At 70.2% G+C, this 24,634-nt stretch carries 24 protein-coding genes; 9 read left to right on the top strand and 15 right to left on the bottom strand.

The window, feature by feature from the left end; all coding sequences use genetic code 11:
- Positions 1-8: 8 nt before the first annotated feature.
- Positions 9-425, top strand: coding sequence for an arsenate reductase ArsC (locus QQK49_RS04875; protein ID WP_284302969.1), 417 nt, complete (start codon positions 9-11; stop codon positions 423-425).
- A 36-nt stretch (positions 426-461) separates the two neighbouring features.
- On the opposite strand, the gene QQK49_RS04870 is transcribed toward QQK49_RS04875, so the two are convergent.
- Genes QQK49_RS04870 through QQK49_RS04860 form a run of 3 tightly spaced genes read right to left on the bottom strand, consistent with a single transcriptional unit; the run spans position 462 to position 3,714 of the window.
- Positions 462-2,081 carry a peptide chain release factor 3 gene (locus QQK49_RS04870; RefSeq protein WP_431310509.1) on the bottom strand — a complete coding sequence of 540 codons (1,620 nt, stop codon included), beginning with the start codon at positions 2,079-2,081 and terminating at the stop codon, positions 462-464.
- 44 nt (positions 2,082-2,125) lie between these two features.
- Positions 2,126-2,536 carry a MerR family transcriptional regulator gene (locus QQK49_RS04865; protein ID WP_284305824.1) on the bottom strand — a complete coding sequence of 137 codons (411 nt, stop codon included), beginning with the start codon at positions 2,534-2,536 and terminating at the stop codon, positions 2,126-2,128.
- A 47-nt stretch (positions 2,537-2,583) separates the two neighbouring features.
- A complete protein-coding gene (locus tag QQK49_RS04860) occupies positions 2,584-3,714 on the bottom strand; it encodes an acyltransferase family protein (RefSeq protein WP_284302967.1) in 1,131 nt (376 codons plus the stop codon).
- A gap of 283 nt (positions 3,715-3,997) precedes the next feature.
- On the opposite strand from QQK49_RS04860, the gene QQK49_RS04855 reads away from it, so the two are divergent.
- Positions 3,998-5,548 carry a SulP family inorganic anion transporter gene (locus QQK49_RS04855; protein WP_284302966.1) on the top strand — a complete coding sequence of 517 codons (1,551 nt, stop codon included), beginning with the start codon at positions 3,998-4,000 and terminating at the stop codon, positions 5,546-5,548.
- A gap of 69 nt (positions 5,549-5,617) precedes the next feature.
- Here the strand turns inward: QQK49_RS04855 and QQK49_RS04850 are convergent, their stop codons facing one another.
- From QQK49_RS04850 to QQK49_RS04840, 3 genes are all read right to left on the bottom strand, one after another.
- Positions 5,618-7,369: a SpoIID/LytB domain-containing protein gene (locus tag QQK49_RS04850; protein ID WP_284302965.1), complete on the bottom strand. Its 1,752-nt coding sequence runs from the start codon at positions 7,367-7,369 to the stop codon at positions 5,618-5,620.
- A gap of 159 nt (positions 7,370-7,528) precedes the next feature.
- Entirely contained in the window at positions 7,529-8,518 is a 990-nt protein-coding gene (locus QQK49_RS04845) for a Gfo/Idh/MocA family protein (RefSeq protein ID WP_284302964.1), read from the bottom strand.
- Positions 8,518-9,612 carry a DegT/DnrJ/EryC1/StrS family aminotransferase gene (locus tag QQK49_RS04840; protein WP_284302963.1) on the bottom strand — a complete coding sequence of 365 codons (1,095 nt, stop codon included), beginning with the start codon at positions 9,610-9,612 and terminating at the stop codon, positions 8,518-8,520. The genes QQK49_RS04845 and QQK49_RS04840 overlap by 1 nt, the downstream gene beginning before the upstream one ends.
- Before the next feature lie 237 nt (positions 9,613-9,849).
- On the opposite strand from QQK49_RS04840, the gene wecB reads away from it, so the two are divergent.
- The 4 genes from wecB (at position 9,850) to QQK49_RS04820 (ending at position 13,029) form a co-directional block, all read left to right on the top strand.
- Entirely contained in the window at positions 9,850-10,935 is a 1,086-nt protein-coding gene (gene wecB / locus QQK49_RS04835) for a non-hydrolyzing UDP-N-acetylglucosamine 2-epimerase (RefSeq protein ID WP_284302962.1), read from the top strand.
- A 174-nt stretch (positions 10,936-11,109) separates the two neighbouring features.
- Complete coding sequence (locus tag QQK49_RS04830; protein ID WP_284302961.1) at positions 11,110-11,682, top strand: dienelactone hydrolase family protein; 573 nt, start codon at positions 11,110-11,112, stop codon at positions 11,680-11,682.
- A gap of 93 nt (positions 11,683-11,775) precedes the next feature.
- Positions 11,776-12,351 carry a Uma2 family endonuclease gene (locus QQK49_RS04825; protein WP_284302960.1) on the top strand — a complete coding sequence of 192 codons (576 nt, stop codon included), beginning with the start codon at positions 11,776-11,778 and terminating at the stop codon, positions 12,349-12,351.
- 108 nt (positions 12,352-12,459) lie between these two features.
- Positions 12,460-13,029, top strand: coding sequence for a Uma2 family endonuclease (locus QQK49_RS04820; protein ID WP_284302959.1), 570 nt, complete (start codon positions 12,460-12,462; stop codon positions 13,027-13,029).
- Between the two features lie 15 nt (positions 13,030-13,044).
- Here QQK49_RS04820 and QQK49_RS04815 read toward each other — a convergent pair whose 3' ends face one another.
- Positions 13,045-13,956 (bottom strand): SDR family oxidoreductase, encoded by a 912-nt coding sequence (locus tag QQK49_RS04815; protein ID WP_284302958.1) that lies wholly within the window; start codon positions 13,954-13,956, stop codon positions 13,045-13,047.
- Positions 13,957-14,123: 167 nt separating this feature from the next.
- Here QQK49_RS04815 and QQK49_RS04810 point away from each other — a divergent pair, with 167 nt between their 5' ends.
- A complete protein-coding gene (locus QQK49_RS04810) occupies positions 14,124-14,930 on the top strand; it encodes a GNAT family N-acetyltransferase (RefSeq protein ID WP_284302957.1) in 807 nt (268 codons plus the stop codon).
- 42 nt (positions 14,931-14,972) lie between these two features.
- On the opposite strand, the gene thrC is transcribed toward QQK49_RS04810, so the two are convergent.
- The 5 genes from thrC to QQK49_RS04785 form a co-directional block, all read right to left on the bottom strand.
- Positions 14,973-16,412, bottom strand: a complete 1,440-nt coding sequence (gene thrC, locus QQK49_RS04805; RefSeq protein ID WP_284302956.1) for a threonine synthase — start codon at positions 16,410-16,412, stop codon at positions 14,973-14,975.
- 428 nt (positions 16,413-16,840) lie between these two features.
- A complete protein-coding gene (locus tag QQK49_RS04800; RefSeq protein WP_284302955.1) occupies positions 16,841-18,139 on the bottom strand; it encodes a nucleotide sugar dehydrogenase in 1,299 nt (432 codons plus the stop codon).
- Between the two features lie 56 nt (positions 18,140-18,195).
- Positions 18,196-19,527, bottom strand: a complete 1,332-nt coding sequence (locus tag QQK49_RS04795) for an HD-GYP domain-containing protein (RefSeq protein ID WP_284302954.1) — start codon at positions 19,525-19,527, stop codon at positions 18,196-18,198.
- Positions 19,524-19,922 (bottom strand): HD-GYP domain-containing protein, encoded by a 399-nt coding sequence (locus QQK49_RS04790; RefSeq protein WP_348536250.1) that lies wholly within the window; start codon positions 19,920-19,922, stop codon positions 19,524-19,526. Before QQK49_RS04790 ends, QQK49_RS04795 begins: the two co-directional genes overlap by 4 nt.
- Entirely contained in the window at positions 19,859-21,040 is a 1,182-nt protein-coding gene (locus QQK49_RS04785) for an HD-GYP domain-containing protein (protein ID WP_284302952.1), read from the bottom strand. The genes QQK49_RS04790 and QQK49_RS04785 overlap by 64 nt, the downstream gene beginning before the upstream one ends.
- A 531-nt stretch (positions 21,041-21,571) precedes the next feature.
- Here QQK49_RS04785 and QQK49_RS23160 point away from each other — a divergent pair.
- Entirely contained in the window at positions 21,572-21,646 is a 75-nt protein-coding gene (locus tag QQK49_RS23160; RefSeq protein WP_431310571.1) for a 50S ribosomal protein bL37, read from the top strand.
- A gap of 74 nt (positions 21,647-21,720) precedes the next feature.
- Here the strand turns inward: QQK49_RS23160 and rsrA are convergent, their stop codons facing one another.
- The 3 genes from rsrA to QQK49_RS04770 form a co-directional block, all read right to left on the bottom strand.
- Positions 21,721-22,002: a mycothiol system anti-sigma-R factor gene (rsrA, locus tag QQK49_RS04780; protein WP_284302951.1), complete on the bottom strand. Its 282-nt coding sequence runs from the start codon at positions 22,000-22,002 to the stop codon at positions 21,721-21,723.
- Positions 21,999-22,778: a sigma-70 family RNA polymerase sigma factor gene (locus tag QQK49_RS04775; RefSeq protein ID WP_431310570.1), complete on the bottom strand. Its 780-nt coding sequence runs from the start codon at positions 22,776-22,778 to the stop codon at positions 21,999-22,001. The genes rsrA and QQK49_RS04775 overlap by 4 nt, the downstream gene beginning before the upstream one ends.
- Before the next feature lie 297 nt (positions 22,779-23,075).
- Complete coding sequence (locus QQK49_RS04770) at positions 23,076-23,927, bottom strand: SOS response-associated peptidase (RefSeq protein ID WP_284302949.1); 852 nt, start codon at positions 23,925-23,927, stop codon at positions 23,076-23,078.
- Positions 23,928-24,142: 215 nt separating this feature from the next.
- On the opposite strand from QQK49_RS04770, the gene QQK49_RS04765 reads away from it, so the two are divergent.
- Positions 24,143-24,625, top strand: a complete 483-nt coding sequence (locus QQK49_RS04765; RefSeq protein WP_284302948.1) for a DoxX family protein — start codon at positions 24,143-24,145, stop codon at positions 24,623-24,625.
- The last annotated feature ends 9 nt before the right edge of the window (positions 24,626-24,634 follow it).

Raw genomic sequence — 24,634 nt, 5'->3', positions numbered from 1 at the left:
GCAATCCGATGAGTACTCCGTCCGTCATGTTCGTCTGCGTGCACAACGCGGGCCGCTCGCAGATGGGCGCGGCCTACGCCCACCACCTCTCCGGCGGCGCCGTGGAGGTCCGCTCGGCCGGGTCCGCCCCGGCCGAGACCATCAACCCCGCCGTCCGTGAGGCGATGCTCGAGGAGGGCATCGACATCTCGGCCGAGACGCCGAAGCTCCTCACGACCGAGGCCGTGCAGGCCTCCGACGCCGTCATCACCATGGGCTGCGGCGACACCTGCCCGATCTTTCCGGGGAAGCGGTACGAGGACTGGGTGCTCAGCGACCCCGCAGGTCAGGGCGTCGAGGCGGTCCGCCCGATCCGGGATGAGATCAAGGCGCGCGTCGCCGCCCTGCTCACCGACATGGGCGTCGAGGTGCGCCACCTCAGCTGAGCTTGTACCGATACAGGTACAGGCACAGGAACCGACTTACGGCGCCACGTGCTCCTCACCGAACAGGGGCCGCAGGGAGCCGGGAGGCAGGTCGCGTTCGATCGTCGCGAGCCGCCACTTGTCGCGGAACACCGCCATGAGCGTGCCGTCGGTGCGCTCGAGCACCTCCGCGCCGATGGCCCGGGTGACGTCACCGACGACCTCGGGGACCGGGCGCCGCGCGATCTCGTACGGCAGGGCCTCCAGCCGGATGGGGGCGTTGAACTCCGAGGCCATCCGGTGGGAGACGACCTCGAACTGCATCGGGCCCACGGCCGCCAGCACCGGCGAGGCGCTGCCCCGAGCGTCGGAGTGACACACCTGGACCACGCCCTCCTCGTCGAGCTGGGTGATCCCGCGCCGGAACTGTTTCGACCGGCCCGCGTCCGCCACCCGCGCCACCCGGAAGTGCTCCGGGGAGAACCGCGGCACCGGCGGAAAGGTGACCGGTGGCCCGTCGTAGAGGGTGTCCCCCACCCGCAGGGCGGCCGCGTTGACCAGGCCGACGATGTCACCGGGGTAGGCCTCGTCGACGGTGTGCCGCTCCCGACCGAACACGCTCTGGGCGTACTTGGAGACGAACGGCCGGCCGGTGGCCGCGTGGACCAGCGGCATGCCGCGCTCGAACCGGCCGGAGCACACGCGCACGAACGCGAGGCGGTCACGATGGGCGGTGTCCATGCCGGCCTGCACCTTGAAGACGAACCCGGAGAACGGGGCGTCGAGCTCCCGCGCGCCCCCGTCGATCAGCGGCCACGGCGCGGGCGCGGGCGCGGTGTCGACGAGCAGGTCGAGCAGGGCACCCACTCCCATGTTGAGGACGGCGGCGCCGAACAGCACTGGCGTCGACTCCCCACGCAGGAAGGCGTCGCGATCCTCCTCGGCGGTGAGAGCGAGGAGTTCGTGCTCCTCGCGGGCCCGCACCCAGTCCTCGCCGTGACGGGCCACGGCCTCCTCCGGTGAGAGGTCCTGCTCCCGGGCGAGAGTGACCCCGCCCGGAGTCCGCTCGTACTCGACCATCCCGCCGGTCCGGCGGTCGACGACCCCACGGAAGTCGCCGGCGACACCGACGGGCCACGTCACGGGAACCGTCTCCAGCCCCAGGCGCGCGTGGATCTCGTCGAGCAGGGCGAGGGGCTCGAGGCCGGGCCGGTCCCACTTGTTGACGAACGTGATGACCGGGATCCGCCGGGCTCGGCACACCTCGAAGAGCTTGAGGGTCTGCGGCTCCAACCCCTTGGCGGCGTCGAGGAGCATGACCGCGCAGTCGACGGCCGCGAGGACGCGGTAGGTGTCCTCGGAGAAGTCGGCGTGGCCCGGCGTGTCGAGCATGTTGATGTGGACGTCCCCCACGGTGAACTGCAGCGCCGAGGACGTGATCGAGATGCCGCGCGCGCGTTCCATCTCCAACCAGTCGGAGGTCACCCCCTGACGGCCGTGCTTGCCGTGCACGGCGCCGGCGCGGACGATCGCCGCCGCGTGCAACGCGAGGGCCTCCGTCAGGGTCGACTTGCCCGCATCGGGGTGGGAGATGATCGCGAAGGTGCGACGGCGCGCCGCCTCCTGCTTCACTCGGGCGGGCAGGTCGATGTCGTGAAGGGTCGTCGTCGACGACACAGGTGGTCCTCCGGTCATGGTCGGTGCGGCGGCGCCGCGACGGGTCACCCCGCCTGGGGGCGGGTGATCGAGGACGGACGCCGCTCCTCCACCAGGGAGGCGAGTTGTCCGCGCAGGTCCGTCACCTGGTCCAGTTGACGGGCGAGCCGTTGGGCCCGCTGGTCGATCCCCTCGCGGTAGATGTCCAATCGATCGATGAGCTCGGCCTCGGGCCCGCCTCCGGGAGCCGTCGTCGCGAGCGCATCCACGACCCGGACGAGGTCGCGCATCTCCTCCAGAGAGTACTCCAGCGGTTTCATGTGCTTGAGCATGCGCAACCGGGCGCAGTCGGCGTCGTCGTACAGGCGGAACCCGCCCTTGGTCCGGCCGGCCGGAGTGAGCAGGCCCACGTCCTCGTAGTGACGGATCGTGCGCAGGCTGAGGCCGACGCATTCGGCCACCTCGCCGATCTGCATCGTCCCCACCCGTGCAGGCTCAGCGGCCTGCGACTCCTCCGGTCGGCTCATCGCCGCTTCCGGTCGAAGGGCAGCGGCGCGCTCTTGTGGGACAACGCCGGCTTCTCGAGGACGTTCCACGAGACGAAGGCCAGGCTCGCAGCGATGAGCACCGCGAGGACCGTGTACCCCGCGAGCCCGAGAGCGCCGGCCACTCCCGAGACGACGAGGACCGTCTCGGTCGGCCAGTGGAAGACGTACATCCCGTACGACAGATCCCACGGAAGGCTCCGGCGCAGGAAGGGCGTCTTCACGACGGCCCAGATGCACAGATAGGCGAAGGCCGCAGCGCCGAACGCGCGGTAGTCCGTGAGGAACGCCAGGCTGACCGCGAGGACGCCCAGGGACACCAGCGCCCACCTTCCCGTGATCGGCAACCGGTCGGCGTACATGTAGGCGAGGGTGCCCAGGAGGAAGACGAGGAAGAAGCGGATGAACAGCTGAGCAGGAGGATCGATGACCCCGAACTCCTTGCCGATCGTCACGAGCGCCACGGCCACGGTCGCGGCTATCACGAGCCAGCGACGACGCCGCAGGAGACCGAGGACACCGATGACGGCGACGAGGACATAACAGACGGCCTCGTAGAACAGGGTCCACAGGGCACCGTTGACCACCCCGGGAGTCGCCGTTCCCGTGGGGAGCCCGGCCACGCCGAAGTTGTGCGGCGCGATGTAGAGGAGGAAGTTGTCGGTGACGTACCGCCACGAGGGGTTGGGCCCGGTCAAGGCCGATGTCGCGGGCCGCCCTTCGAGGGCCGCGATGAGCGGTGCGACGACGAACGCGGTCACCACCAGCACGACCCAGAACAGCGGCATGATGCGCAGGAACCGGTGCCAGGCGTAGCGCACGAACGACCCCAGCCGGTCGTACGAACTCGCCACGAGGAAGCCGGAGAGGACGAAGAAGGCGTCGACGGCCATCGAGCCGACCTCGGTCGCGCCGAAGTGGGGCTGGTTGCCGGTGAGGATCGCCGAGGCGTGCACGACGGCCACGAGGGTCGCGAGGATGAGTCGAAGGTTGTTGAGGCTGTTGGCCTTCGGATCGAAGAGCGCGGACAGGGCGTCGGCACGCCGCGGCGAAGAGGCGACGCCGGAGCCCCGCTGAGCCGCCTCACCGGTCATGGTCACCATGCACATTTCCCCCAGGATCGTGGCGTCGAGGCGAACTCCCCGACCAGTCGCACGTCAACTCTGACGCCCCGTCAGATTCAACCTTCACGTTACGGGAGGTTGGCGGTGAGAGCAACGCGAAACCGGACGCCCGACCTGGATTCGGTGAGATTTCTCAGGGAACCCAACTCTAACGTAGCGTGAGAGTTGAGTCGGGCCGCGTCTCGCGACGCCGAACCCACATCCCAGACCTGATTCCCCTCACGCGACGCCGTGTCCTGCCTGCGCAGGTCCTCACGAACGGAGCCCCATGTCCGAACCCGACATCCTCGCTCGACCGCCGTCGGCCTACGTGCCCGACGCCGACGCCGGAGAGACGTCCGTCCGCGCCGCGCTGCGCGATCCCCGGCGACTGAAGACCGAGATCCTCGCAGGCCTCGTCGTCGCCCTCGCGCTCATCCCCGAGGCGATCAGCTTCTCGATCATCGCCGGTGTCGACCCGCGGGTCGGTCTCTTCTCCTCGTTCGTCATGGCGGTCACGATCTCGATCGTCGGTGGGCGACCGGCCATGATCACGGCCGCCACCGGGGCGGTTGCCCTCGTCATCGCCCCCGTCGCCCGCGAGCACGGGTTCGACTACTTCATCGCCACGGTGCTGCTCGCCGGGGTGCTGCAGATCGTCCTGGCGGTGCTCGGAGTGGCCCGGCTCATGCGGTTCATCCCCCGCATGGTCATGGTCGGTTTCGTCAACGCCCTCGCGATCCTCATCTTCCTGGCACAGCTCCCGCACCTGACGGACGCCCCCCGGTCGGTGTACGCCCTCGTGGCGGCCGGGCTGGTCATCCTGTTCGGTCTTCCCCGGCTCACGAATCTCGTCCCGGCGCCTCTGGTGACGATCGTCGTGCTGACGACGGCTGCGGTCGTCTTCGCCTGGCAGGTGCCCACGGTCGGCGACCAGGGCAACCTGCCCGACTCCCTCCCGTCGCTGTTCCTCCCGAACGTCCCCCTCACACTCGAGACGCTGACGATCATCGGCCCCTTCGCCCTGGCCATGGCCCTTGTCGGCCTGCTGGAGTCGCTGATGACCGCCAAGTTGGTGGACGACGTCACCGACACGCACTCGAACAAGTCGACGGAGGCACGCGGTCTCGGCATCGCCAACCTCGCCTCCGGATTCTTCGGCGGCATGGGCGGGTGCGCGATGATCGGTCAGACGATGATCAACGTGAAGGCCTCCGGTGCCCGGACCCGGATCTCGACCTTCCTCGCCGGGGTGTTCCTGCTGATCCTCGTCGTCGGGCTGGGAGATGCCGTCGGCCGCATCCCGATGGCGGCCCTCGTCGCCGTCATGATCATGGTCTCGGTGGCGACGCTGGACTGGCACAGCATCCATCCCGCCACGCTGCGCCGGATGCCCTACAGCGAGACCCTGGTCATGCTCGTCACCGTCGTCGTCACCGTCGCCACCCACAACCTCGCCTACGGCGTCATCGCCGGGGTCAACGTCGCCTTCGTCGTGTTCGCCCGCCGGGTGGCGCACTTCGCGAACGTCGAGAAGACCTTCGAGGGCGACACCACCGACGACGGCCGGGTCGACACCGTGCGCTACCGCGTGGCCGGCGAGCTGTTCTTCGCCAGCAGCAACGACCTCGTCTACCAGTTCGACTACGCGGGCGATCCGGCCCGTGTCGTCATCGACCTCACCGACTCCCACATCTGGGACGCCTCCACCGTCGCCGCGCTCGACGCCATCGAGACGAAGTACGCCGCCAAGGGCAAGACCGTGGAGATCGTCGGACTCAACCAGGCCTCCCAGGAGCGCCACGCACGGCTCAGCGGGAATCTCGGCGCGGACCACTGACGGTCCCGGACCACCCGAGAACTCCTCATTCGACTCCCGGGGCGCCCGCCGACGTCGCGCCCCGTGATCTCACCGACCGGTGTAGGCGCCCTTCCCCACGACCACGCCGCGAGCCGTGCCGACGTAGAGCAGGCGACGACCGTCGGTGCGGGTGGCGATGATGTCCGCCCGCCGGTCCTTGGTGACGTCGCGCAGCTCCAGGGATCGGAAGGCGCTCCAGCCTCCGCCGTGGACGAGGGCCTTGGTGACGGCGCCCTTGCCGTTGCCCTTGAGCACGACGAGGCGGTTGCGCGTGTCGATCGCGACCACGTCGGCGCGGCGGTCGTAGTCGACGTCGCCGACCCCGACGATCCGCGCCAGGCCGGCCGGAGCGCCCGCGACCGGGGTGCGGGGTCCGTACGTGCCGCCGCCGCGGCCGCGGTCCATCATCAACCGCCCGCTCCGGATGGTCAGCCGGTCCAGGGTCCGGTCGCCGCTCCACTCCGCGAACATCGCGGTCGTGCCGGGCAGCGCCGGCGGCTTCGTGCCCGCGGCCGGACGCCCGCCGGGGCTCGGCTTGGTGACGCCGTCCTGCGTGCGGATCGTGAACCAGTCGGACTTCAGGCCGAGGACCTGCCGCATCTTCGTGCCGCTCACGTCCACGGTCCTCTTCGCGCCGATCAGACGCACCGTCTTCGCACGACCACCCTCGGCACCCCGGCCGTCGCGGTCGAGCACCTGCAGCGACCGGAGTTGCCCGAGACCGAACTGGGAGACCAGCACGGAGGCGTTCACGGTCCGGGTCCAGGCCGAGTTCGGGTTCTTCATGCGCCCGTCGTAGGGGTCGGGCTTGGCGACCTGCGAGAACGCTCCCCCGTTGACCGTGTACCCGCCGTTGGAGGCCGAGAACTCGGCGTGGACGAAGTTGCCGCCGGGGGTCTTCAGCACGGTGCCGGCAGTGGCCGCGATGGCGGCGGTCGCGCGCGCATCGTCGAGAACGCGCCGGGTGCCGCCGACGACCTCGGCCTGACCCCGGTAGACCTGGCAGGTCACGGTGTCGCAGATGTCCCACACCGCGCCCTTGGCCCGCTGTCGCGCCCGGTAGGAGGAGGCGTAGGTGCGGGCGGCGACCGACTGGGCCGCGTTGGCCTCGACGTGCCAGGACGACGGCATCTCGTTGGGGACGACGCCGCGCAGGTACCGCTCGGTGGTCGTGCTGACCACGGTGATGACCTTTCCGCCCTGGGAGCGGGCGACGACGGAGCCGGCGTACTGCTCGGTCCGGCCGTTCGGCATCGTCACCGACACCAGACCGCCGGCGGAGAACACGACGGCGGTGGTCGTCGGGATCCGGTAGGCGCGCCACGTGCCGCGTGCGTCGCGGTGCTGCAGCGCCACGGTGGAGCCGCTCTGCAGCGCACGCCATGCGGTGTAGTTCGCCCCGGTGGGGAGGCGGTACACCTGGCGGCCGACCGTTGCGGTCAGACCCGCCTGCGGGGGCACCTGCGTGGCCCCGTCCTTGTCGCGCGAGATCCAGACCCGCATCTCCGAATCACGTTGGGAGGCCTGGGTGGCGCCGGGATAGTAGAACCCGAGGATCTGCCGCCAGGACAGACCGGCATCGGCGGCTCCGTAGGCGCCCCACTGGCTCATGCCACGGCCGTGGCCGAAGCCGCGACCCTCGAAGGTGATCTTGCCGTCCGATCCCAGCGTGGAGATCGGGTCGGCGGCGGTGGGGGCGGCGTGTGCGGCCGGGGCGGAGGCACCGTCGGTGAGGCACAAGGAGAGTCCGACGGCGGGGACGACGAGGACACGGACGAGGGCTGCGGTCGACGACTTCACGCCATCCCCATCGGCGGGCTCGCCGCGCTCCTGACCGGCGACTCACCGACCCCGGATGCGACGAACCCCTGACACGCGGACGAATCCGCAGGTCAGGGGCGTGTCGAGGAGGTCGGGGAGAAAATGCAGATCGTGCGCCCTTCCCCGGCCGAAACCGGTTCAGACGTCGATGGTGCGGCCCGTCTCGGCGGACTCGATGACGGCCTCGGCCACCCGCACCGTGGCCAGTCCCTGGCTGAGGGTGACGATGTCGGCGTCCTTGCCCAGCACCGCGTCCCGGAAGTTCTCGTGCTCCACCAGCAGCGGCTCACGCTTGGCGATGGCGTACCGCACGACGTCGCCCTCGGACACGCCGCGGAAGTTGGCGATGTCCTCCCACTCGGTCTTGACGCTGCCGTTGGCGTGGAACGTGAGGTCGGCCGTGAGGGTGTCGGCGACGAAGGCGCCCTTCTCACCGGTGATGACGGTGACGCGCTCCTTGAACGGCGAGAGCCAGTTGACCAGGTGGCTGGTGATCGTGCCGTCGGCCAGCTGACCGGTGACGGCGACCATGTCCTCGAACTCGCGCCCGCTGCGGAACGCGGTCCGCGCCGCCACCGAGGTGAACGGCTGCTGACGCACCCAGCTCGTGAGGTCGATGTCGTGCGTGGCGAGGTCCTTGACCACGCCCACGTCGGCGATGCGCGCGGGGAACGGGCCCTGCCGGCGCGTGATGATCTGGTAGACGTCGCCGAGATCACCGTTCTCGATGCGGGCCCGCGCCTGCTGCAGCGAGGGGTTGTACCGCTCGATGTGCCCGACCGCACCGACGAGTCCGGCGCTCTCGAAGGCCTGCGCGATCTTCTCGGCGCCGGGGGTGTCGCGGGCGAGCGGCTTCTCGATCATCGCGTGCACGCCGGCCTCGGCCAGCGCGAGCGCGACGTCGACGTGGTAGGCCGTCGGCACGGCCACCATGCAGTAGTCGAGGTTCTGCCCGATGAGCTCGTCGACGGTCGTCAGCAGGGGCCGACCCTTGGCGACGTCGTGCGGGTCCTGGCCGCTGGCATCGGCGACGGCCACGAGGTCGACACCCTCGAGTCCGGCGAGGACGCGCCCGTGGTGGCGGCCCATCATCCCCAGGCCGATGAGGCCTGCGCGGAGGTTCGCCATCACGCACCTGCCTTTGCGAGGGCGTTGACGGCCTCGACGATGCGCTCGAGTCCGGCCTGGTCGACGCTGGGGTGCACGGGCAGCGACAAACACTCCTTCGCAGCCTTCGCCGTGACGGGCAGGTCGGCGTGGGCGTTCTGTGCGAACGGCGCGAGCTCGTGGTTGGGCACCGGGTAGAACATGCCCGAGCCGACGTTGTACTCGCTCTTGAGCGCGGCGGCGAACTCGTCGCGCCCCTCGGGCACCCGCACCGTGTACTGGTGGTAGACGTGCACGGCGCCCTCGGCGACCGGCGGGGTGGTCACGCCGGTGATGTTGGCCGAGAGGAACGCGGCGTTCTCCTGCCGGGTCCGCGTCCAGCCGTCGACCTTCTTGAGCTGCTCACGCCCGATGGCGGCGTGGATGTCGGTCATGCGGTTGTTCAGGCCGACGACCTCGTTGTGGTACTGCTTCTCCATCCCCTGGTTGCGGTACAGACGCACCAGGCGCGCCGTCTCGGCGTCGACGCAGGAGACCATGCCGCCCTCACCCGAGGTCATGTTCTTGGTGGGGTAGAGGCTGAACATGCCGAACGTGCCGAACGCGCCCACGGGGGTGCCGTTCAACGACGCGCCATGCGCCTGCGCCGCGTCCTCGAAGATCTTGAGGCCGAGCTCCTCGGCCAGGGCCTGCAGGCCGGTCATGTTCGCCGGGTGACCGTAGAGGTGCACCGGCATGATGCCGACGGTGCGCTCGGTGACGACCGACCGAACGCTCGCGGGGTCGAGGCAGAACGAGCCCTCCTCGATGTCGGCGAAGACCGGGGTGGCTCCGGTGAGGGCGACGGAGTTGGCGGTCGCGGCGAAGGTGAACGAGGGGACGATCACCTCGTCGCCGACGCCCACGCCGGCCGCGAGCAGCCCGAGGTGCTGACCCGAGGTGCCGGAGTTCACGGCGACGCACTCACGGCCCAGGCCGAAGTGGGCGGCGAACTCCTCCTCGAACGCCTTGACCTCCGGGCCCTGCGCGATCATGCCGCTGCGCAGCACACGGTCGACCGCCGCTCGCTCCTCATCGCCGATGAGGGGTTTGGCAGGAGGGATGAAGTCGGTCATGTCGGAGATGCCCCTTCCAGGCGTACCGCTGTTCGTCGACGGCCCGCGACGTCACGGGTCCGTTCGTGCGGGCGGCCGCTGCTGTTGCGCACACCCCTCACGCGCCGACACGGGAAGCCGTGTCGGTGGCGGCTCCTGCCGCGACGACGTGGTCGGGGCAGAATGGGCGACGTCAGCACGGCCGTCACTGTCGGCCAGCCTACAGTCGCCCCGTGTTCTGCTCGTGAAAGGTCACAGATGAAGGTCCTGAGTGTCGTCGGCGCCCGCCCGCAGTTCGTCAAGCTCGGCCCGATCGCCACCGCCCTCACCGGTGCCGGTGTGGAGCACGTCATCGTCCACACCGGGCAGCACTACGACGCGGTGATGTCGGACGTGTTCTTCGCCGATCTCGGCATCCCCGACCCGGACGTGCACCTCGGTGTCGGCTCCGGGAGCCACGGCGTGCAGACCGGCACGATGCTCGCCGGGCTCGACCCCGTGCTGGAGGAGCACCGGCCGGACTGGGTCCTGGTCTACGGCGACACGAACTCGACGTTGGCGGCAGCGGTGTCCGCGGTCAAGATGCACCTGCCCGTGGCCCACCTGGAGGCGGGGCTGCGGTCGTTCAACCGGCGGATGCCCGAAGAGCACAACCGGGTGCTCACCGACCACGCGGCCGATCTGCTCCTCGCGCCCACCGACGAGGCGATGAAGCACCTCACCCATGAGGGACTGGCCGAGCGCAGCGTCATGGTCGGCGACGTCATGACCGACGTCTGTCACCTGGTGCGGGACACGGTCGCCGGCACTCCCCTGGCGGAGGCTCTCGACGTGTCCGGGCTCGGTGAGGGCCTCGATCTGGAGCAGCCGTACCTGCTGGCCACGATCCACCGGCCCGACAACACCGACACGAAGGAGCGGCTCGGGGCCATCCTCGAGGCGTTGCGGGCCGCGCCGGCGCCGGTCGTGCTGCTGGCCCACCCGCGGCTGGTCGCGAAGGCGAAGGAGCACGGCCTGGACCTCGTGGGCGGCTCGTTGTACGGCACCTCTCCCCTGGCCTACCCGCAGATGGTGCGCGCGGTCATGGGCGCGGCGGGCGTCGTCACCGACTCCGGTGGCCTGCAGAAGGAGGCCTTCCTCCTCGGCACGCCGTGCACGACGATCCGCCCGGAGACCGAGTGGGTCGAGACCCTCGAGGGCGGCTGGAACATCCTCGACAACGACCTGACGCAGCTCGCCGACGTCGCGGTGCGCCAGGCTCCGACGTCCGAGCGCGGCACCCCCTACGGCGACGGCCACACCGCCGACCGCGTGGCGAAGGTCCTCCTGGAACGCGCCCGCTGACGACACCCCGGACTGCATCGCAGACTGCAGCGAAACGGTCGTCATCACGACCAGAACGCTGCCTTCTTCGATGCCGCCTGCGAAGGGCATCGCCGTTGTCGCGCAACGGCGCCCGCCACACCCGTGTATGCAACCGTTCTGCCCTCGACCGGCAGGGCAGGGCATCATCGAGTGATGGGGACTCCCGTACTCGTCCTGCACTCGGCCTACGGCCTGACCCGTGGCGTTCAGGCCGTCGTCGCCGCGCTGTCGGCGGACGGACGCGAGGTCGTGGCACCCGACTACTACCGCGGCCGGGTGTTCACCACCGAGGCCGACGGCATCGGATACCGGGACTCCATGGGGTATGACACCCTGCTGGACCGGGTCCGCGGTGACATCGCCGGACTCCCCGAGGACGTCTCGATGATCGGGTTCTCCCTCGGCGCCTCGTTCGCCCACCGGCTCGTCGCCGAGCGACCCCGCACGCGGCACCTGATCCTCCTCGGCAACACCAACCCGGTCCGCGAGGGTGCGTCGTGGCCCGGGATACCCGTGCAGATCCACCGGTTCGAGCACGACCACTGGGTGAAGCCCGAGCACGTCGTCCGGCTGCAGCAGGCCGTGGAGCTGTCCGGGGCGATGTTCGAGGACCACGTGCAGCCCGGCTCGGGACATCTGTTCACCGAACGGCACCTGCCCGAGTACGACGCCGACCTCGTCGATCTCACCGTCGCGCGGATCCGGGATTTCCTCGATTGGGCGTGAGTCCGGATGGCTGTGGATGACGACGCCACGCCACCCACACCGCGGACGACGATCGGTCCATGCCCCTGGACCCCACCCCGCGGAGCGACGACCATGAGCACTGTGACGACACTGCCCGTACGACACACCTGGACCGTCGATGACCTCGACACCATGCCTGACGACGGCAATCGGTACGAGCTCATCGACGGAACGCTCGTCGTGACGCCCGCACCCCTCCTGCGGCACCAGCGCGCCTCGGTGAGGCTCGCTTTCCTCCTCCAGCGCGCCTGCCCGCCGGACCTCGAGGTGTTCTGCGCCCCCTTCGACGTCCGGCTCGCCCCGGACACCGCCGTGCAGCCAGACCTGCTCGTCGCTCATCAGGACCGACTCACCCGACGCGGACTCGACGGGTCGCCACTGCTCGCCGTCGAGATCCTCTCGCCCAGTACCCGCCTGGTCGACCTCAACCTCAAGAAGGCGCGCTACGAGGTCGCCCGCTGCCCCTCGTACTGGGTCGTCGACCCCGGCACCGACGACGCCGCCGCCTCGATCACCGCCTGGGATCTCGACGGGGACACCTACACGCAGGTCGGTACCGTCCGAGGCGAGGAGTCCCTGACGCTCGCCGAGCCGTTCCCGGTCACCATCGTGCCCGCAGCCCTCGTCGAGACGCACAGACGCCGCTGAACCGACGCGGGGCACCCTGTGGATGACGCTGCGCCGAGACCACACTCAACGTCGATGATCGCCTCATGACCCTGGACCACGACGACGGGAACAGCGACCATGGGCACCATGACCACCCTGCCGACTCGACACACCTGGACCGTCGATGACCTCGACACCATGCCTGACGACGGCAACCGGTACGAACTGCTCGACGGGCTGCTCGTCGTGACACCCGCGCCGAGCCGGCGTCACCAGCGCATCTCGATGCGGCTGGGCAGCGCGTTACATGCTCTCTGCCCGGCCGGTTTGGAGGTCCTGGCCGCCCCCTTCGACGTCCGGCTCGCGCCCGACACCTCGCTGCAGCCCGATGTCCTCGTCGCCTCGATGGACGAGCTGACAGAGCGAGGCCTGCCGACCGCGCCCCTGCTCGCCGTGGAGATCCTTTCCCCCAGCACCCGCCTGTACGACCTCAACCTCAAGAAGGCGCGCTACGAGGAGGCGGGATGCGCCTCCTACTGGGTCGTCGATCCCGGCACCGATGCCACTCCGCCGAGCATCACGGCCTGGGACCTGCAGGACGGCCTGTTCGTCGAGGTCGGCGCGGCCGAGGGTGAGCAGACGCTGTCGGTGAGCCGCCCGTTCCCGATCACGCTCAGCCCGGCGGGCCTGGTCGGTGACCAGGCCCGCCGCGGGTGAGACGAAACGTCGGAATCAGAAGACCGGGCGGCCGCCGGTGACGCCGATCACCGTGCCGGAGACGTAACTGGCCTCCTCCGGGGAGGCGAGGAACACGTAGGCGCCCGCCATCTCCGACGGCTGGCCCGCTCGACCGAGCGGGGTGTTCGCGCCGAACGACTCGACCTTCTCCGGAAACCGCGTCGCCGGTTGCAGCGGCGTCCAGATCGGACCGGGCGCGACGGCGTTGACGCGGATGCCCTTCGGGCCCAGGTCCGCTGCCAGGTTGACCGTGAGGTTGTTGACGGCGGCCTTCGTGGCCGCGTAGTCGAGCAGCGACGTCGACGGATCGTAGGCCTGCACCGAACTCGTGTTGATGATCGAGGCGCCCTCGCCCAGGTGCGGCAAGGCCGCCCGGCTGAGCCACAGGATCGCGTTCAGGTTGGTGCGGAACGTGCGGTCCATCTCCTCCAGGTCCAGCCCTTCGAGACCCTCGCCACTGCGTTCCCAGTGGTATCCCGCGTTGTTGACGAGGATGTCCAGGCCGCCGAGACCCTCGACGGCCTCGCCGATCGACCGCACGCATTCCTCGTTCGTGCGCAGGTCGGCCGGCACGAGGACGGCGGTGCGTCCGGCCTCCTCGACCACGCGGGCGGTCTCCTCGGCGTCCACCTGCTCCTCGGGCAGGTAGCCGATCGCCACGTCGGCACCCTCACGGGCGTAGGCGATGGCCACGGCCCGACCGATCCCGGAGTCGGCGCCGGTGATGAACGCCTTCAACCCCTCCAGGCGCCCGCGGCCCCTCCACGTCTGCTCGCCGTGGTCGGGCACCGGGTCCATCTCGCCGGTGAGACCGGGTGGCGTCTGCTGTTGCGACGGAAAGATCTTGCCCTCCTCGTCGTCGCGGACGAGCTTCTCGGCGTTGCGTACCACGTCGGGCTTCTTCACGGATGCTCCTGAGTGCGTAGGGGATCGGCTCCACAGATCTCCGCCCACGCTACGGCCGGCCGGTCCGCGGCGCGCGTCGGCGAGTGCTCACCGCAGGCCCGGGGCGCCGCGCCGCGGGAGGGAGAAAATGCGGTGACTCCGGGGAGCGCACCGGCGATGCTTCGGAGATGACACACTCGAGCGCGGACCTCCTTGACGCCTACGACACCCAGCTCCGCGGCGACGCCGAGTTCGCCTCGGCCCTGCGGTGGGAGCGTGACGGGTCGGTCCTGCGCTCGACCTACGTCGGAGGTCGTGGGTTCGTCGTCCACGAGCTCGGTGCCCTCGCGGGACTCTCCCGCGCCGACCTCGATGCGCTCGTCGGCGAGACCCTCGCCCACTACCTCGCCGACTCCGAGGTGGTCGAGGTGGAGTGGAAGACCCGTGGTCACGACGAGGGCGACGCCGAGCTCGCCGCGGCGCTGATCGCGCACGGGTTCGTCGCCGGCGAGCGGGAATCGGTGATGATCGGCCGCGCCGTCGATCTCGCCGACGCACCGGCGCTGCCGGAGGGGATCACGCTGCGGCGCATCACGGACGAGGACGACGTGCGAGCCATGGCCGCCATGCAGGACGAGGTGTTCGGCGGCCCGCCGAGCACGTCGATGGCGGACGCGCTCCTGTACCGGTTGTCGCTCGGCACGGACGACATGGAGCTGTGGATCGCCGAGGCCGAGGGGACGATCGTGTCCGCGGGGCGGCTGGAACCGGTGCCGGACACCGAGTTCGCCGGCATCTGGGGTGGGGCGACCCGGCCACACTGGCGCCGCCGCGGCATCTACCGCGCGCTGACCGCCGCACGGGCACGTTCCGCGCTCGACCGGGGCAAGACGCTGATCCAGAGCGACTGCACGCCGTACTCCCGCCCCATCCTCGCGAGGTCGGGCTTCGTCGAGGTCACGACCACCACCCCGTACGAGTGGCACCGACCCTGACCCCAGGTGCGAGCCCCCGAGCGCCTCGAAACAGAGCGTCGCTCAGGTGAGGGTCTCGACGATGATCTTCTTGACGAGGTCGGCGTCGTTGTCGATCTCGGTGACGTGGCGCTCGGCGTCGGCCAGGTGGGCGAACGCCTCGGGGGTCTCCGGGTCGTGTCCGAGGGCCTCGCGGATGGTCTCGGCGAACTTGACCGGCAGGGCCGTCTCGAGGACGACCACCGGGGTGGCGACGTCGTCGCCGTCGAGGACGTCGAAGGCGACCTTCAGCGCGTCGGCCGTGTGCGGGTCGACGACGACCCCGAACTCCTTGTCCACGGCCGCGATGGTCGCGACGCGGTCGGCGTGGGTCGAACGGCCCGAGCGGAATCCGTACCGGGAGCGCGCCTGCGCCAAGGCCGGGACGTCCGACAGATCGAACCCCTCGCCCGTGCCCAGACCCGAGAACAACTCGGCGGTGCGGGCACCGTCACGCCCGAGCAGGTCGAACACGAACCGCTCGAAGTTGCTCGCCTTGGAGATGTCCATCGACGGGCTGGACGTCTCCTGCGTCTCGGCGCTTCTGCGCACCCGGTAGACGCCGGTGCGGAAGAACTCGTCGAGGACGTCGTTCTCGTTGGTGGCGACGACGAGGGCGTCGATCGGCACCCCCATCTGCTTGGCGACGTGGCCGGCGCAGACGTCGCCGAAGTTGCCGGTGGGCACCGAGAACGAGACCTGCTGGTCGTTGCGCTCGGTGCAGCGGATCCAGCACGCCACGTAGTAGACGACCTGGGCGAGCAGCCGCGCCCAGTTGATCGAGTTGACGGCGCCGAGCCGGTGCAACTCCTTGAACTCCAGGTCGGAGGCCACCTTCTTGACGATGTCCTGGCAGTCGTCGAACACCCCGTCGACGGCGAGGTTGACGACCTTGGGGTCGTCCACGCTGAACATCTGCGCCTGCTGGAACGGCGTCATCCGACCGAGCGGGCTGAGCATGAACACGTGGATCCGCGCCCGGCCCTTGAGCGCGAAGATCGCCGAGCTGCCGGTGTCGCCGCTGGTGGCGCCCAGCACGGCGAGACTCTGGTCGCGGCGGGCCAGCTCGTACTCGAAGAGCTCGCCGAGGAGTTGCATGGCCATGTCCTTGAACGCCGCCGTCGGGCCGTTCGACAGGTGCCCGAGGGCGAGGCGCTCGTCGAGCCGGGTGACCGGCACGATGTCCTCGGTGCGGAACTTCTCGGCCGTGTAGGCCCGGCGACAGATGCCGAGGAGGTCTTCGCTGTCGATGTCGTCGATGTAGAGGGACAGGATCGCGTGCGCGAGGGCAGCGTACCCCTTCTCTTCGAGCAGACGCCGCCACGACGTGAGGGTGGCGTCGTCGACCTGCGGGTAGGACTCCGGTAGATACAGACCGCCGTCGGGGGCGAGCCCGCCGATGAGGATGTCGCAGAACCGCTGGGAGGCGTCGCCGCTGGCGTCACGGGTGGAGAGATAGCGCACCCACCCAGGGTAGGCGGAGCGTCCCCGACAACCGGGAACCGTCCACCGGCGTCGCCCGCCCTCACCACCCGGATAGGCGAGGTGCGAAGAACAACACCGACGACATCGAGACGCCCCCATGGCCATGGTCGACCTCCTGACCTGCAGCGCTCAGAGAGCCCACGCCGTCGATGTTGTCCGTGTTGTTCTTCGTGTCGAGATCACCGCTGCACCACGACATATACCCCGCCGTCGTGCCGGAGCCGGGTGTGAAGTGCTCTCGGTCCCGACCGACAAGGCGACGTCGACCTTCCGCACCTGGTAGCACCGCACCCTCACGAGCTGAATCCTTCACGGACCGAACCTGCTATCACCGCAACCGGATACACGAACCGGCCGTCACCTCGGAGGAGGTGACGGCCGGTCGCCGATCTGGGCGGGGGCGCGGGTCAGGCGCGCCCGACGGTCCGGAACGTGACGCCCTCGAACCGGGCGGGGTCGAGGTGGTTGCGGCCGTCGATGACGACGGAGACGCCCGGGAGGTCGCTCGCCGACAGCTCCCGGTACTCCGCGTGATCGGCCTGCACGATGGCCACGTCGACGGCGTCACCGAGCCGGTAGGGGGTCCACCCGAACTTCGCCAGCTCGTCATCGGAGTACATGGGGTCGTGCACGACGACCGTCGCCCCCTGCGCCCGGAGCGCCTCGACGGTGGCGAAGACGCCGGAGAACGCCGTTTCCTTGACGCCGCCGCGGTAGGCGGCCCCCAGCACGGCGACCGTCTTGCCGGACAGGTCGCCGGCCGCGCCGGTGGCGACACCGACGGTGTAGGACGGCATGTCGGCGTTGGCCTCGCGGGCGGCGCGGACCACGGTGGCCTCCGGGTCGTTCCACAGGTACAGGCGCGGGTAGACCGGGATGCAGTGGCCGCCCACGGCGATGCCCGGGCGGTGGATGTGGCTGTACGGCTGGGAGTTGCTGGCCTCGATGACCTGGTAGACGTCGATGCCGTTGGCGGCGGCGAACCGGCCGAACTGGTTGGCCAGTCCGATGTTGACGTCGCGGTAGGTGGTCTCGGCGAGCTTGGCCATCTCGGCGGCCTCGGCCGAGCCGAGGTCCCAGACACCGTTGCCGCGGGTCAGGTCAGGCCGGTCGTCGAAGTCGAGGACGGCCTCGTAGAACTCGATGCCGCGGCGGGCGCCGGCTCCGCCGAGTCCGTCGAGCCCACCGATGAGCTTGGGGTACTTGCGCAGGTCGGCGAACACGCGGCCGGTGAGGACCCGCTCGGGGGAGAACACGAGGTGGAAGTCGCTGCCCTCGACCAGGCCCGACCCCTCCTCGAGCATCGGCTTCCACCGGGTGCGGGTGGTGCCCACGGGCAGGGTCGTCTCGTACGACACCAGGGTGTCCGGGCGCAGACCACGCGCGATGTCCTGGGTGGCCGACTCCATCCACCCGAAGTCGGGCTTTCCCTCGGCGTCGACGAACAGCGGCACGACGATGACCACGGCGTCGGACTCCGACACGGCGGCGGCGGTGTCCGTCGTGGCCTCGAGCAGACCGGCCTCGACGGCGGTGCTCAGCTTGGTCTGCAGGTCGGCCTCACCGGGGAAGGGCTCGTTGCCGGCGTTGACGGTCTCGACGACGGCCGGGTTGACGTCCGCGCCGAGGACGCGGTGCCCCTTGCCGGCGAACTGCACGGCGAGCGGGAGGCCGATCTTGCCCAGGCCCACGACGGTGATGTTCACGAGCGGTTCCTCACTTCCGGCGCTGCCGCCGACGGTTCGATGCTTCCTGGGCGATCTTAGGGCGTCGCGACCTCCGCGGCTCCGGTGCCCGGTCCCGACACCCCGGCGCCGAGAGTCTCCGCCAGCGCCTCGACGACGCGGGGGTCGTACTCGTGGCCGAGCCCGAGGTAGATCCGTTCGAGGGCCGCGTGGGCGTCCCCGGGAGGCAGGCCGCCGACCTCGCCGGTGCGCAGGTCGTCGTGGGCGTTGGCGACCTTGAGGATGCGGCTGCCCAGCGGGATCGTGCGCACGTGCGACACGTGGTGCTGATAGGGCAGGGACTGCGCCTCGATGAGGACGGACTCCGCGTCGAGGACGCCCGTCGCGCGGGCGATCGCCGCACCGACGGCGGCGATGTCCTCCTGGTCGGCGGGCGCGGCGAGGACGGTGGCCCCGGAGGGCACGGGCATGGCGAGCCGGACCTGCCCCAGGTCGTGCAGGAGCGCCGCACGCTCGATCTCGACGATCTCCCGGCGACCCAGATCGAGTTCGCGGGCGATCCGGACGGCGAGGCGCGCCACGCGGGCGGCGTGCCCGGGGCGGACCAGGCCCATCGCCTCGGGCATCCGGGACAAAGCGAGCACGCTCTGCCGCGAGTGGCCCCGCAGCTCCTCGTGGCGGCGGACGGCGATCTGGTTGAACGCCAGGGGCAGGAGCAGGACAGGCAGGGTCGCCAGGCCGAGGTAGGGCTGGGCGAGGGCGATGAGGACCGCCGTCGAGGCCGGCAGGAATCCGAGCAGAACGCTCTCGCGCAGCGCCGACAGGTGCGCCTCCCGCCGACTCTCCGTCTCACGGTCCGTGAACTCGGCCCGCAACGGCGCCTCCAGCAGGAGCACGAGATACACGAGGGCCAGCAGGAACACGGCGACGGCATTCCCCGGCTCCTGTCGCAGCAGGTCACCGATCTCGGAATCGTCCATCCGGCCGTGGACGAGGGTGGCGAGGATGGCGACGGAGACGACGCGCGGCAGGGCCCGCCCGACGACCGCGCTGAGGCCCACCGGAGACATCAGGCCCGAGAGGATCCCGCCTCCGATCAACCCGGCGGCCGAGACCCCCACCACCCAGCTCACACCGGGCGTCACCGGACCCGCCGGGAGCGCGTAGGTGATGCTCAACGCCAGCGCGGCGGTGTCCCCGACGTCGACCATGTGCGAGCTCTCGTCGCTCTCGTGCACCTGGAGGGTGGCGCCGAACAGGATCGCCGCGAAGTAGATGAGCAGCAGCAGCGTCCCGTCGGCCTGCGGCGCGCCGGCGGGTGAGGCACCGAGGGCCGCCAGAACCGCGAGGACCACACCTGCCGCGAAGAACACTCCGGTGACGGCCACCGCGGCCCGGTAGCGCATCATCTCGCCGCCCCACCGGAGCGCAGACGCCGGGCCCTCCCCAGACCCTGCCGCCGTCCGGTGGAGGCCCGCGACACCCCCGGCTCCGCAGCCACCGCCGACGCAGGCCGTGCCAGGGGCTCGGGCTGGGACTCGGTCTCGATCTCGAGCTCGGGTCCATCAGGTGGCGGACGGAGGGTGCGGGCGAAGGCGTCGACGACGGCCGGGTCGAACCTGGTCCCGGCCAGCGCCCGGATCTCCACGAGTGCCTCACAGGCCGGCCGGTCCGACCCGGAGCTCCGGACGGCGAGGTCCACGGCGTCGGCGACTGCGAGGATCCGCGCGTCCCGCGGAATCACCGATCCGGACAGGCCATCGGGGCCGCCCGAGCCGTCGAACCATTCCGCCTGGTGGCGGATCGCCTGCGCCGAGGCGTCGAGGAAGCCGATGAGGCCGACGACCTGGTGGGCGACCAGCGCCGCCGCCACGCTCTCCCGGGGTCGGCCCCCAGGCGCAGGGCGCGGGAGCACGGTTGCCGGGACCCGACGCCGTGCAGGCGCGCGGTGTACTGCAGCACCGACCGTTCCGCCGGGCGGAGCCCCATCTCGGCGGCGATGGCCGTCGCGTAGCCCACGACCCGATCCCCGTGGGCCAGCATGCCGTTGTCCCGACCCGCACCCGCCAGGGCGTCGATGATGCTCGCGCGGACCCGCCGCTCGTCCGACAACAACCCGTAGATGTGCCGAGCCATGACCAACGGCGCGATGACCAGCAGGATCGCGAGTGGACCGACCCCGGCCTGCGCCCAGAGCACGATGACGACGAACGCGACGACACCCCAGGCGAGGAACAGGGGCGAGGTCCACAACACCCCCGCCACGAGCCGGACCCGACTCGGGGCGGCGGCGTCCTTGCGCGTGACGACCAGCAGCACCGCCAGGTTGGTGAGGAGGAACGCGATGTCGGACAGGAGCAGGGGGCCGAGCACCGACGTGATGAGGACCTCGGGGCCGGGCGTGCCCGGGGTGTTCACGACGAGCCGCCCGTCGACGACGAAGGCGCCACCCACGGCGCCGTAGACCAGGGAGGCCACGGCCGCGGCGAGGCCGAACATCATGCCGTTGAAGGTCCAGGCCTGCCACCACCCCTGACGTGCGTCGAGGACCGCCGCACCGACACCGAGCAGGACCGCCCCGAGCGGCCCCACCAGCGGGATCGCAGCGAGGAGCACGACCGCGGTGAACGAGAAGGAGACGCGCTGCTGCGCGTGCCCGAACCGGAGGCCGGCGCTGGCCGCGGCCGCCACGAGCAGGACGGTGAACGCCGGGAAGTCCTCGATCCGCGCCTCACGGTAGGAGTCGGCCGCCCACGTGATGCAGACCGCGAGCACCGCCACCACCACGGTGAGGACGAGAACGGCAGGACGCCCGCCACGGCCGGGGCCGGGACGGGCGTCCTGAATGCCTACCGCCGTCGTCGACCCGGGGCCCGCGGACTGCGGTCCGAGCCGATCTTGTTGCGGCGGCTGTCGATTCATCCCTCGATGGTAGACGAGGGTCAGGGTTTTTTCAGGAGGGGAACCACCGTCAGAAGGACGGGGTCCACCACCAGCAGCGGGCAGCGGTCATCGGAATCAACTCCATGTGGTGAGGCCCACCGCCGCACCTCTCCCCCAGGGACAGATCGGTAACTGACCGGAGCGGCCGGCGGGCAATGAATATCGAGGAATAGCAATGAAGTTCCGACCCCCATCGGCTTTCAATGCGCCTTCAATATATCCACCTTCGGACGCCCGACAAGACACGTTTCGGGCGACTTTGCCCATTCTTTGCTCCTTTTACGCTAATATGACAAATGGTCGAACGTCCGAATTGGACAGCAGGCAGGACCGACCACGCAGATCAATACCGGAGGCCTCACCCCGTGACGCGCTCGACTCGCCGGAACTCGACCGACTCGCCGGTCGCAGGCACCACACACACACGGGAGCCCCGCGGCGGCTTGGGACCAGGCGGGCGCCTGTGGGAGGATACAGCCGAGGCACGAAACTGCCAACGAAGGAGCACACATGAGCAAGCGAGCCCGTAAGCGTCGCTCCCGCAAGGGAAACAAGGCCAACCACGGCAAGAAGCCCAACGCCTGAGCCTGACGCAGTCAACGCCGGAGGGCCCCCACCGATCGATCGGTAGGGGCCCTCCGGCGCGTGCCGGCAACGGTTCAGCCGCGGGAGTCCTCCGAGCGGACCTCGACGGTGACCGTCGTGATGCGCGCGAGGATCTGCATGCGCAACGTGGTCGGCGCCGGCTCACACGCACACGACCGACGCACCAGCGCCTTCAGCACCAGGTCACGTTCGTACTCGCTCATGCAGGTGCCGCACTCGGCCAGATGCGCCCGGATACGGCCGCAGTCGACCTCTTCCATCTCGGCGTCGATGTACTCGTAGACCCGCAAGCGGAACTCCGAGCAGTCGGTGGGGCGGACGGGCTCGGCACTCACGACCCCACCCCCGTGTACCCGCGCTCGATCGCGTAATCGGTGAGGAGCTCACGCAACTGACGTCGCCCCCGGTGCAGCCTGGACATCACCGTGCCGATCGGCGTGTCCATGATCTCGGCGATCTCCTTGTAGGCGAAGCCCTCGACATCGGCCAGGTACACCGCCAGCCGGAAGTCCTCACCCAGAGACGCCAGCGCCCGGATCACATCACTGTCCGGCAGATGATCCAGGGCCTCCACCTCGGCCGAACGCAGACCCGTGGACGTGTGCGACTCCGCACGAGCCAACTGGTAGTCCTCGACCTCCGCCGCGTCGGACTGCTGAGGCTGACGCTGCTTCTTGCGATACGAGTTGATGTAGGTGTTCGTGAGGATGCGGTACAGCCACGCCTTGAGGTTGGTCCCCGGCTTGTACTGATGGAACGCCGCGAACGCCTTCGCATACGTCTCCTGCACCAGATCCTCGGCATCCGCCGGATTACGCGTCGTCCGCAACGCCGCGCTGTACAACTGATCCAGGTACGGCATCGCGTCACGCTCGAAACGCGCCGCACGATCCGCGGACGACTCACTCGCCACATCGACGATCAGCTCGTCGGACTCCGAGGAGTCTGCGGCTCTGACAGGACTCTTCTCACCGGGTTCGGGCGCAGGGCGCGAAGCCGGCGGTGCAGGCGACTGGTTCATCACCTTCCAGGGTAGTGCCCCGATCGGGATGCCGCTCGCGCTCTCCCCGCCGGCGACCCCGACGCGTGAGGGCTGGAAGCGGTCGGTCATCACCAGCACGCTGTTCTCCTTCGGGCCAACTCGCGGACAGCAGCGTCAACGACAACCGGTGACGCCCGCATTCCCACACGCACGGGGGCTCCGCCCACGCACGGGGGCTCCGCCCCCGTGTGCCCCCGACTGCATCGACGCGACTACGTCGCGACGCCCCCCGTTCCGCACGTTCAGGCTCACTACGCACGGGGGCTCCGCCCCCGTGTACCCCCGGAACTGCACTGACACGGCTGGCGCCGCGGCGTACCTCCGTTCCGCACGTTCAGGCTCGCTGCGCTCGCGAACGTGCGGGCCTCAGCCGACGATCTCCCCCGTGGCCGGGTCGAGGACTCCCTGCAGTTCCTCCGGTGGGGCGGGCTCGAGCAGACCCGCCCCGTTCACCCGCGACGACCCGACCGCGCGACCCACCGGGTAGGCGTCGAACCTGCCCGGCGTGGCGAACGCCAACAACGCCGCCACCTCGTCGGGGTCGTCCGTGCCCGGACCGAGCCATCGCCCCCAGTCCTCCGGCTCGAGGACGAGCGGCTGACGGTCGTGGATGCGGTCCAGGCCCGGCTCGGCAGCGGTCGTGACGATCGTGACCGTCGTCAACCACGACACCGGGTCGGCCGGATCGAGCGAGGGGTCCTTCCAGAACTCGTACAACCCCGCCAGAGCCACCGGCGCGCCGTCGGCCCGGTGGATGAAGAACGGCTGCTTGCGGGGCTTGCCGTCGAGCTTCACGGTCGGGCTCTTCTGCCACTCGTACCATCCGTCGGCGGGGACGATCGCCCGACGGGCCAACGCCGCCTTGCGGAACGCCGGCTTGTCCAACACGGTCTCGGCACGGGCATTGGTCATCCGTGCCCCCACCGACGGGTCCTTGGCCCACGACGGCACGAGCCCCCAGGTGAGCAGACGCAGCTGACGCACCGGGTCCCTGCTGCCGTCGCCATCACCGGCTCCCCCGTCGCCGTTCTTCGGCACACGCTCGAGCACCACCCGCACGTTCTTGCTGGGTGCCACGTTGTGATCGGGGCTCCCGGCCGGCGGGTCCTGCGGGGACTTCAGCACGGAGCGCACCGGCTCACCGGTGCGGTCCAGGACGACGTCGAACTCCTCCACCAGGTCGTCGTTGCCCGCCGACGCCGCGTACCGACCGCACATCCGGCCCTCCTCGTGTTCTCACGTCGCCCCCACCGGTCGACGCCTCGATGCGCCCGCCCGCCCGGCTGTGCACCGGACCCACCGGACCCTCTCCAGGACGGTAGCCCGGCAGCCCCGCGGCCGACACCGCACGGCACGTGTCGGTCATGCCGACTACGGTAGGAGCGGGTCCCCGTCGAGGTCGGGGTCCGTCGACCCGACAACAAGGAGCACCGATGATCCGTCGACTCGCCCGTCCCATGCTCGCCGCCATCTTCGTCAGCGGGGGCCTCGACGCCCTTCGCCACCCGGGCGGTCGCGTCGAGGTCGCGGCCCCGGTGGCCGAGAAGGTCGCCGACCTGACGGGGGCTCCGAACGACCCCGAGATGCTGGTCCGCGCCAACGGCGCCCTCATGGCCGTCTCCGGCCTGATGCTGGCCACCGGCCGGATGCCGCGCCTGGCCGGCACGGTCCTCGCCGCCTCCCTCGTCCCCACCACGGTGGTCGGCCACGCCTTCTGGAAGGAGGAGGAGGCCGGAGCGCGCACGATGCAGCGCATCCAGTTCTTCAAGAACCTCGGCCTCCTCGGCGGCGTCATGCTCGCCGCCGTCGACACGGCCGGAAAGCCCGGGATCGCCTGGCGGGCCCAGAACGCGGCCAAGGTCGCCAAGCGCGAGGCCCGCCTGGCCAAGGCGCAGGCCAAGCTCGCCATCCACTGAGCACCGAGG

It is taken from the genome of Mobilicoccus caccae, assembly GCF_030161635.1.
Lineage (GTDB): Bacteria > Actinomycetota > Actinomycetes > Actinomycetales > Dermatophilaceae > Mobilicoccus > Mobilicoccus caccae.
Note: the sequence above shows the minus strand (reverse complement) of the source record. Positions and strands in the feature narration are given on the sequence as shown.

Coding starts and splice junctions, on each gene's coding strand:
- QQK49_RS04875 (WP_284302969.1), top strand. CDS start 9: ATGAGTACTCCGTCCGTCATGTTCGTCTGCGTGCACAACGCGGGCCGC.
- QQK49_RS04865 (WP_284305824.1), bottom strand. CDS start 2,536: ATGCAGATCGGCGAGGTGGCCGAATGCGTCGGCCTCAGCCTGCGCACG.
- QQK49_RS04860 (WP_284302967.1), bottom strand. CDS start 3,714: ATGTGCATGGTGACCATGACCGGTGAGGCGGCTCAGCGGGGCTCCGGC.
- QQK49_RS04855 (WP_284302966.1), top strand. CDS start 3,998: ATGTCCGAACCCGACATCCTCGCTCGACCGCCGTCGGCCTACGTGCCC.
- QQK49_RS04845 (WP_284302964.1), bottom strand. CDS start 8,518: ATGGCGAACCTCCGCGCAGGCCTCATCGGCCTGGGGATGATGGGCCGC.
- QQK49_RS04840 (WP_284302963.1), bottom strand. CDS start 9,612: ATGACCGACTTCATCCCTCCTGCCAAACCCCTCATCGGCGATGAGGAG.
- wecB (WP_284302962.1), top strand. CDS start 9,850: ATGAAGGTCCTGAGTGTCGTCGGCGCCCGCCCGCAGTTCGTCAAGCTC.
- QQK49_RS04830 (WP_284302961.1), top strand. CDS start 11,110: ATGGGGACTCCCGTACTCGTCCTGCACTCGGCCTACGGCCTGACCCGT.
- QQK49_RS04825 (WP_284302960.1), top strand. CDS start 11,776: ATGAGCACTGTGACGACACTGCCCGTACGACACACCTGGACCGTCGAT.
- QQK49_RS04820 (WP_284302959.1), top strand. CDS start 12,460: ATGACCACCCTGCCGACTCGACACACCTGGACCGTCGATGACCTCGAC.
- QQK49_RS04810 (WP_284302957.1), top strand. CDS start 14,124: ATGACACACTCGAGCGCGGACCTCCTTGACGCCTACGACACCCAGCTC.
- QQK49_RS04795 (WP_284302954.1), bottom strand. CDS start 19,527: ATGATGCGCTACCGGGCCGCGGTGGCCGTCACCGGAGTGTTCTTCGCG.
- QQK49_RS04785 (WP_284302952.1), bottom strand. CDS start 21,040: ATGAATCGACAGCCGCCGCAACAAGATCGGCTCGGACCGCAGTCCGCG.
- QQK49_RS04775 (WP_431310570.1), bottom strand. CDS start 22,778: ATGACCGACCGCTTCCAGCCCTCACGCGTCGGGGTCGCCGGCGGGGAG.
- QQK49_RS04770 (WP_284302949.1), bottom strand. CDS start 23,927: ATGTGCGGTCGGTACGCGGCGTCGGCGGGCAACGACGACCTGGTGGAG.
- QQK49_RS04765 (WP_284302948.1), top strand. CDS start 24,143: ATGATCCGTCGACTCGCCCGTCCCATGCTCGCCGCCATCTTCGTCAGC.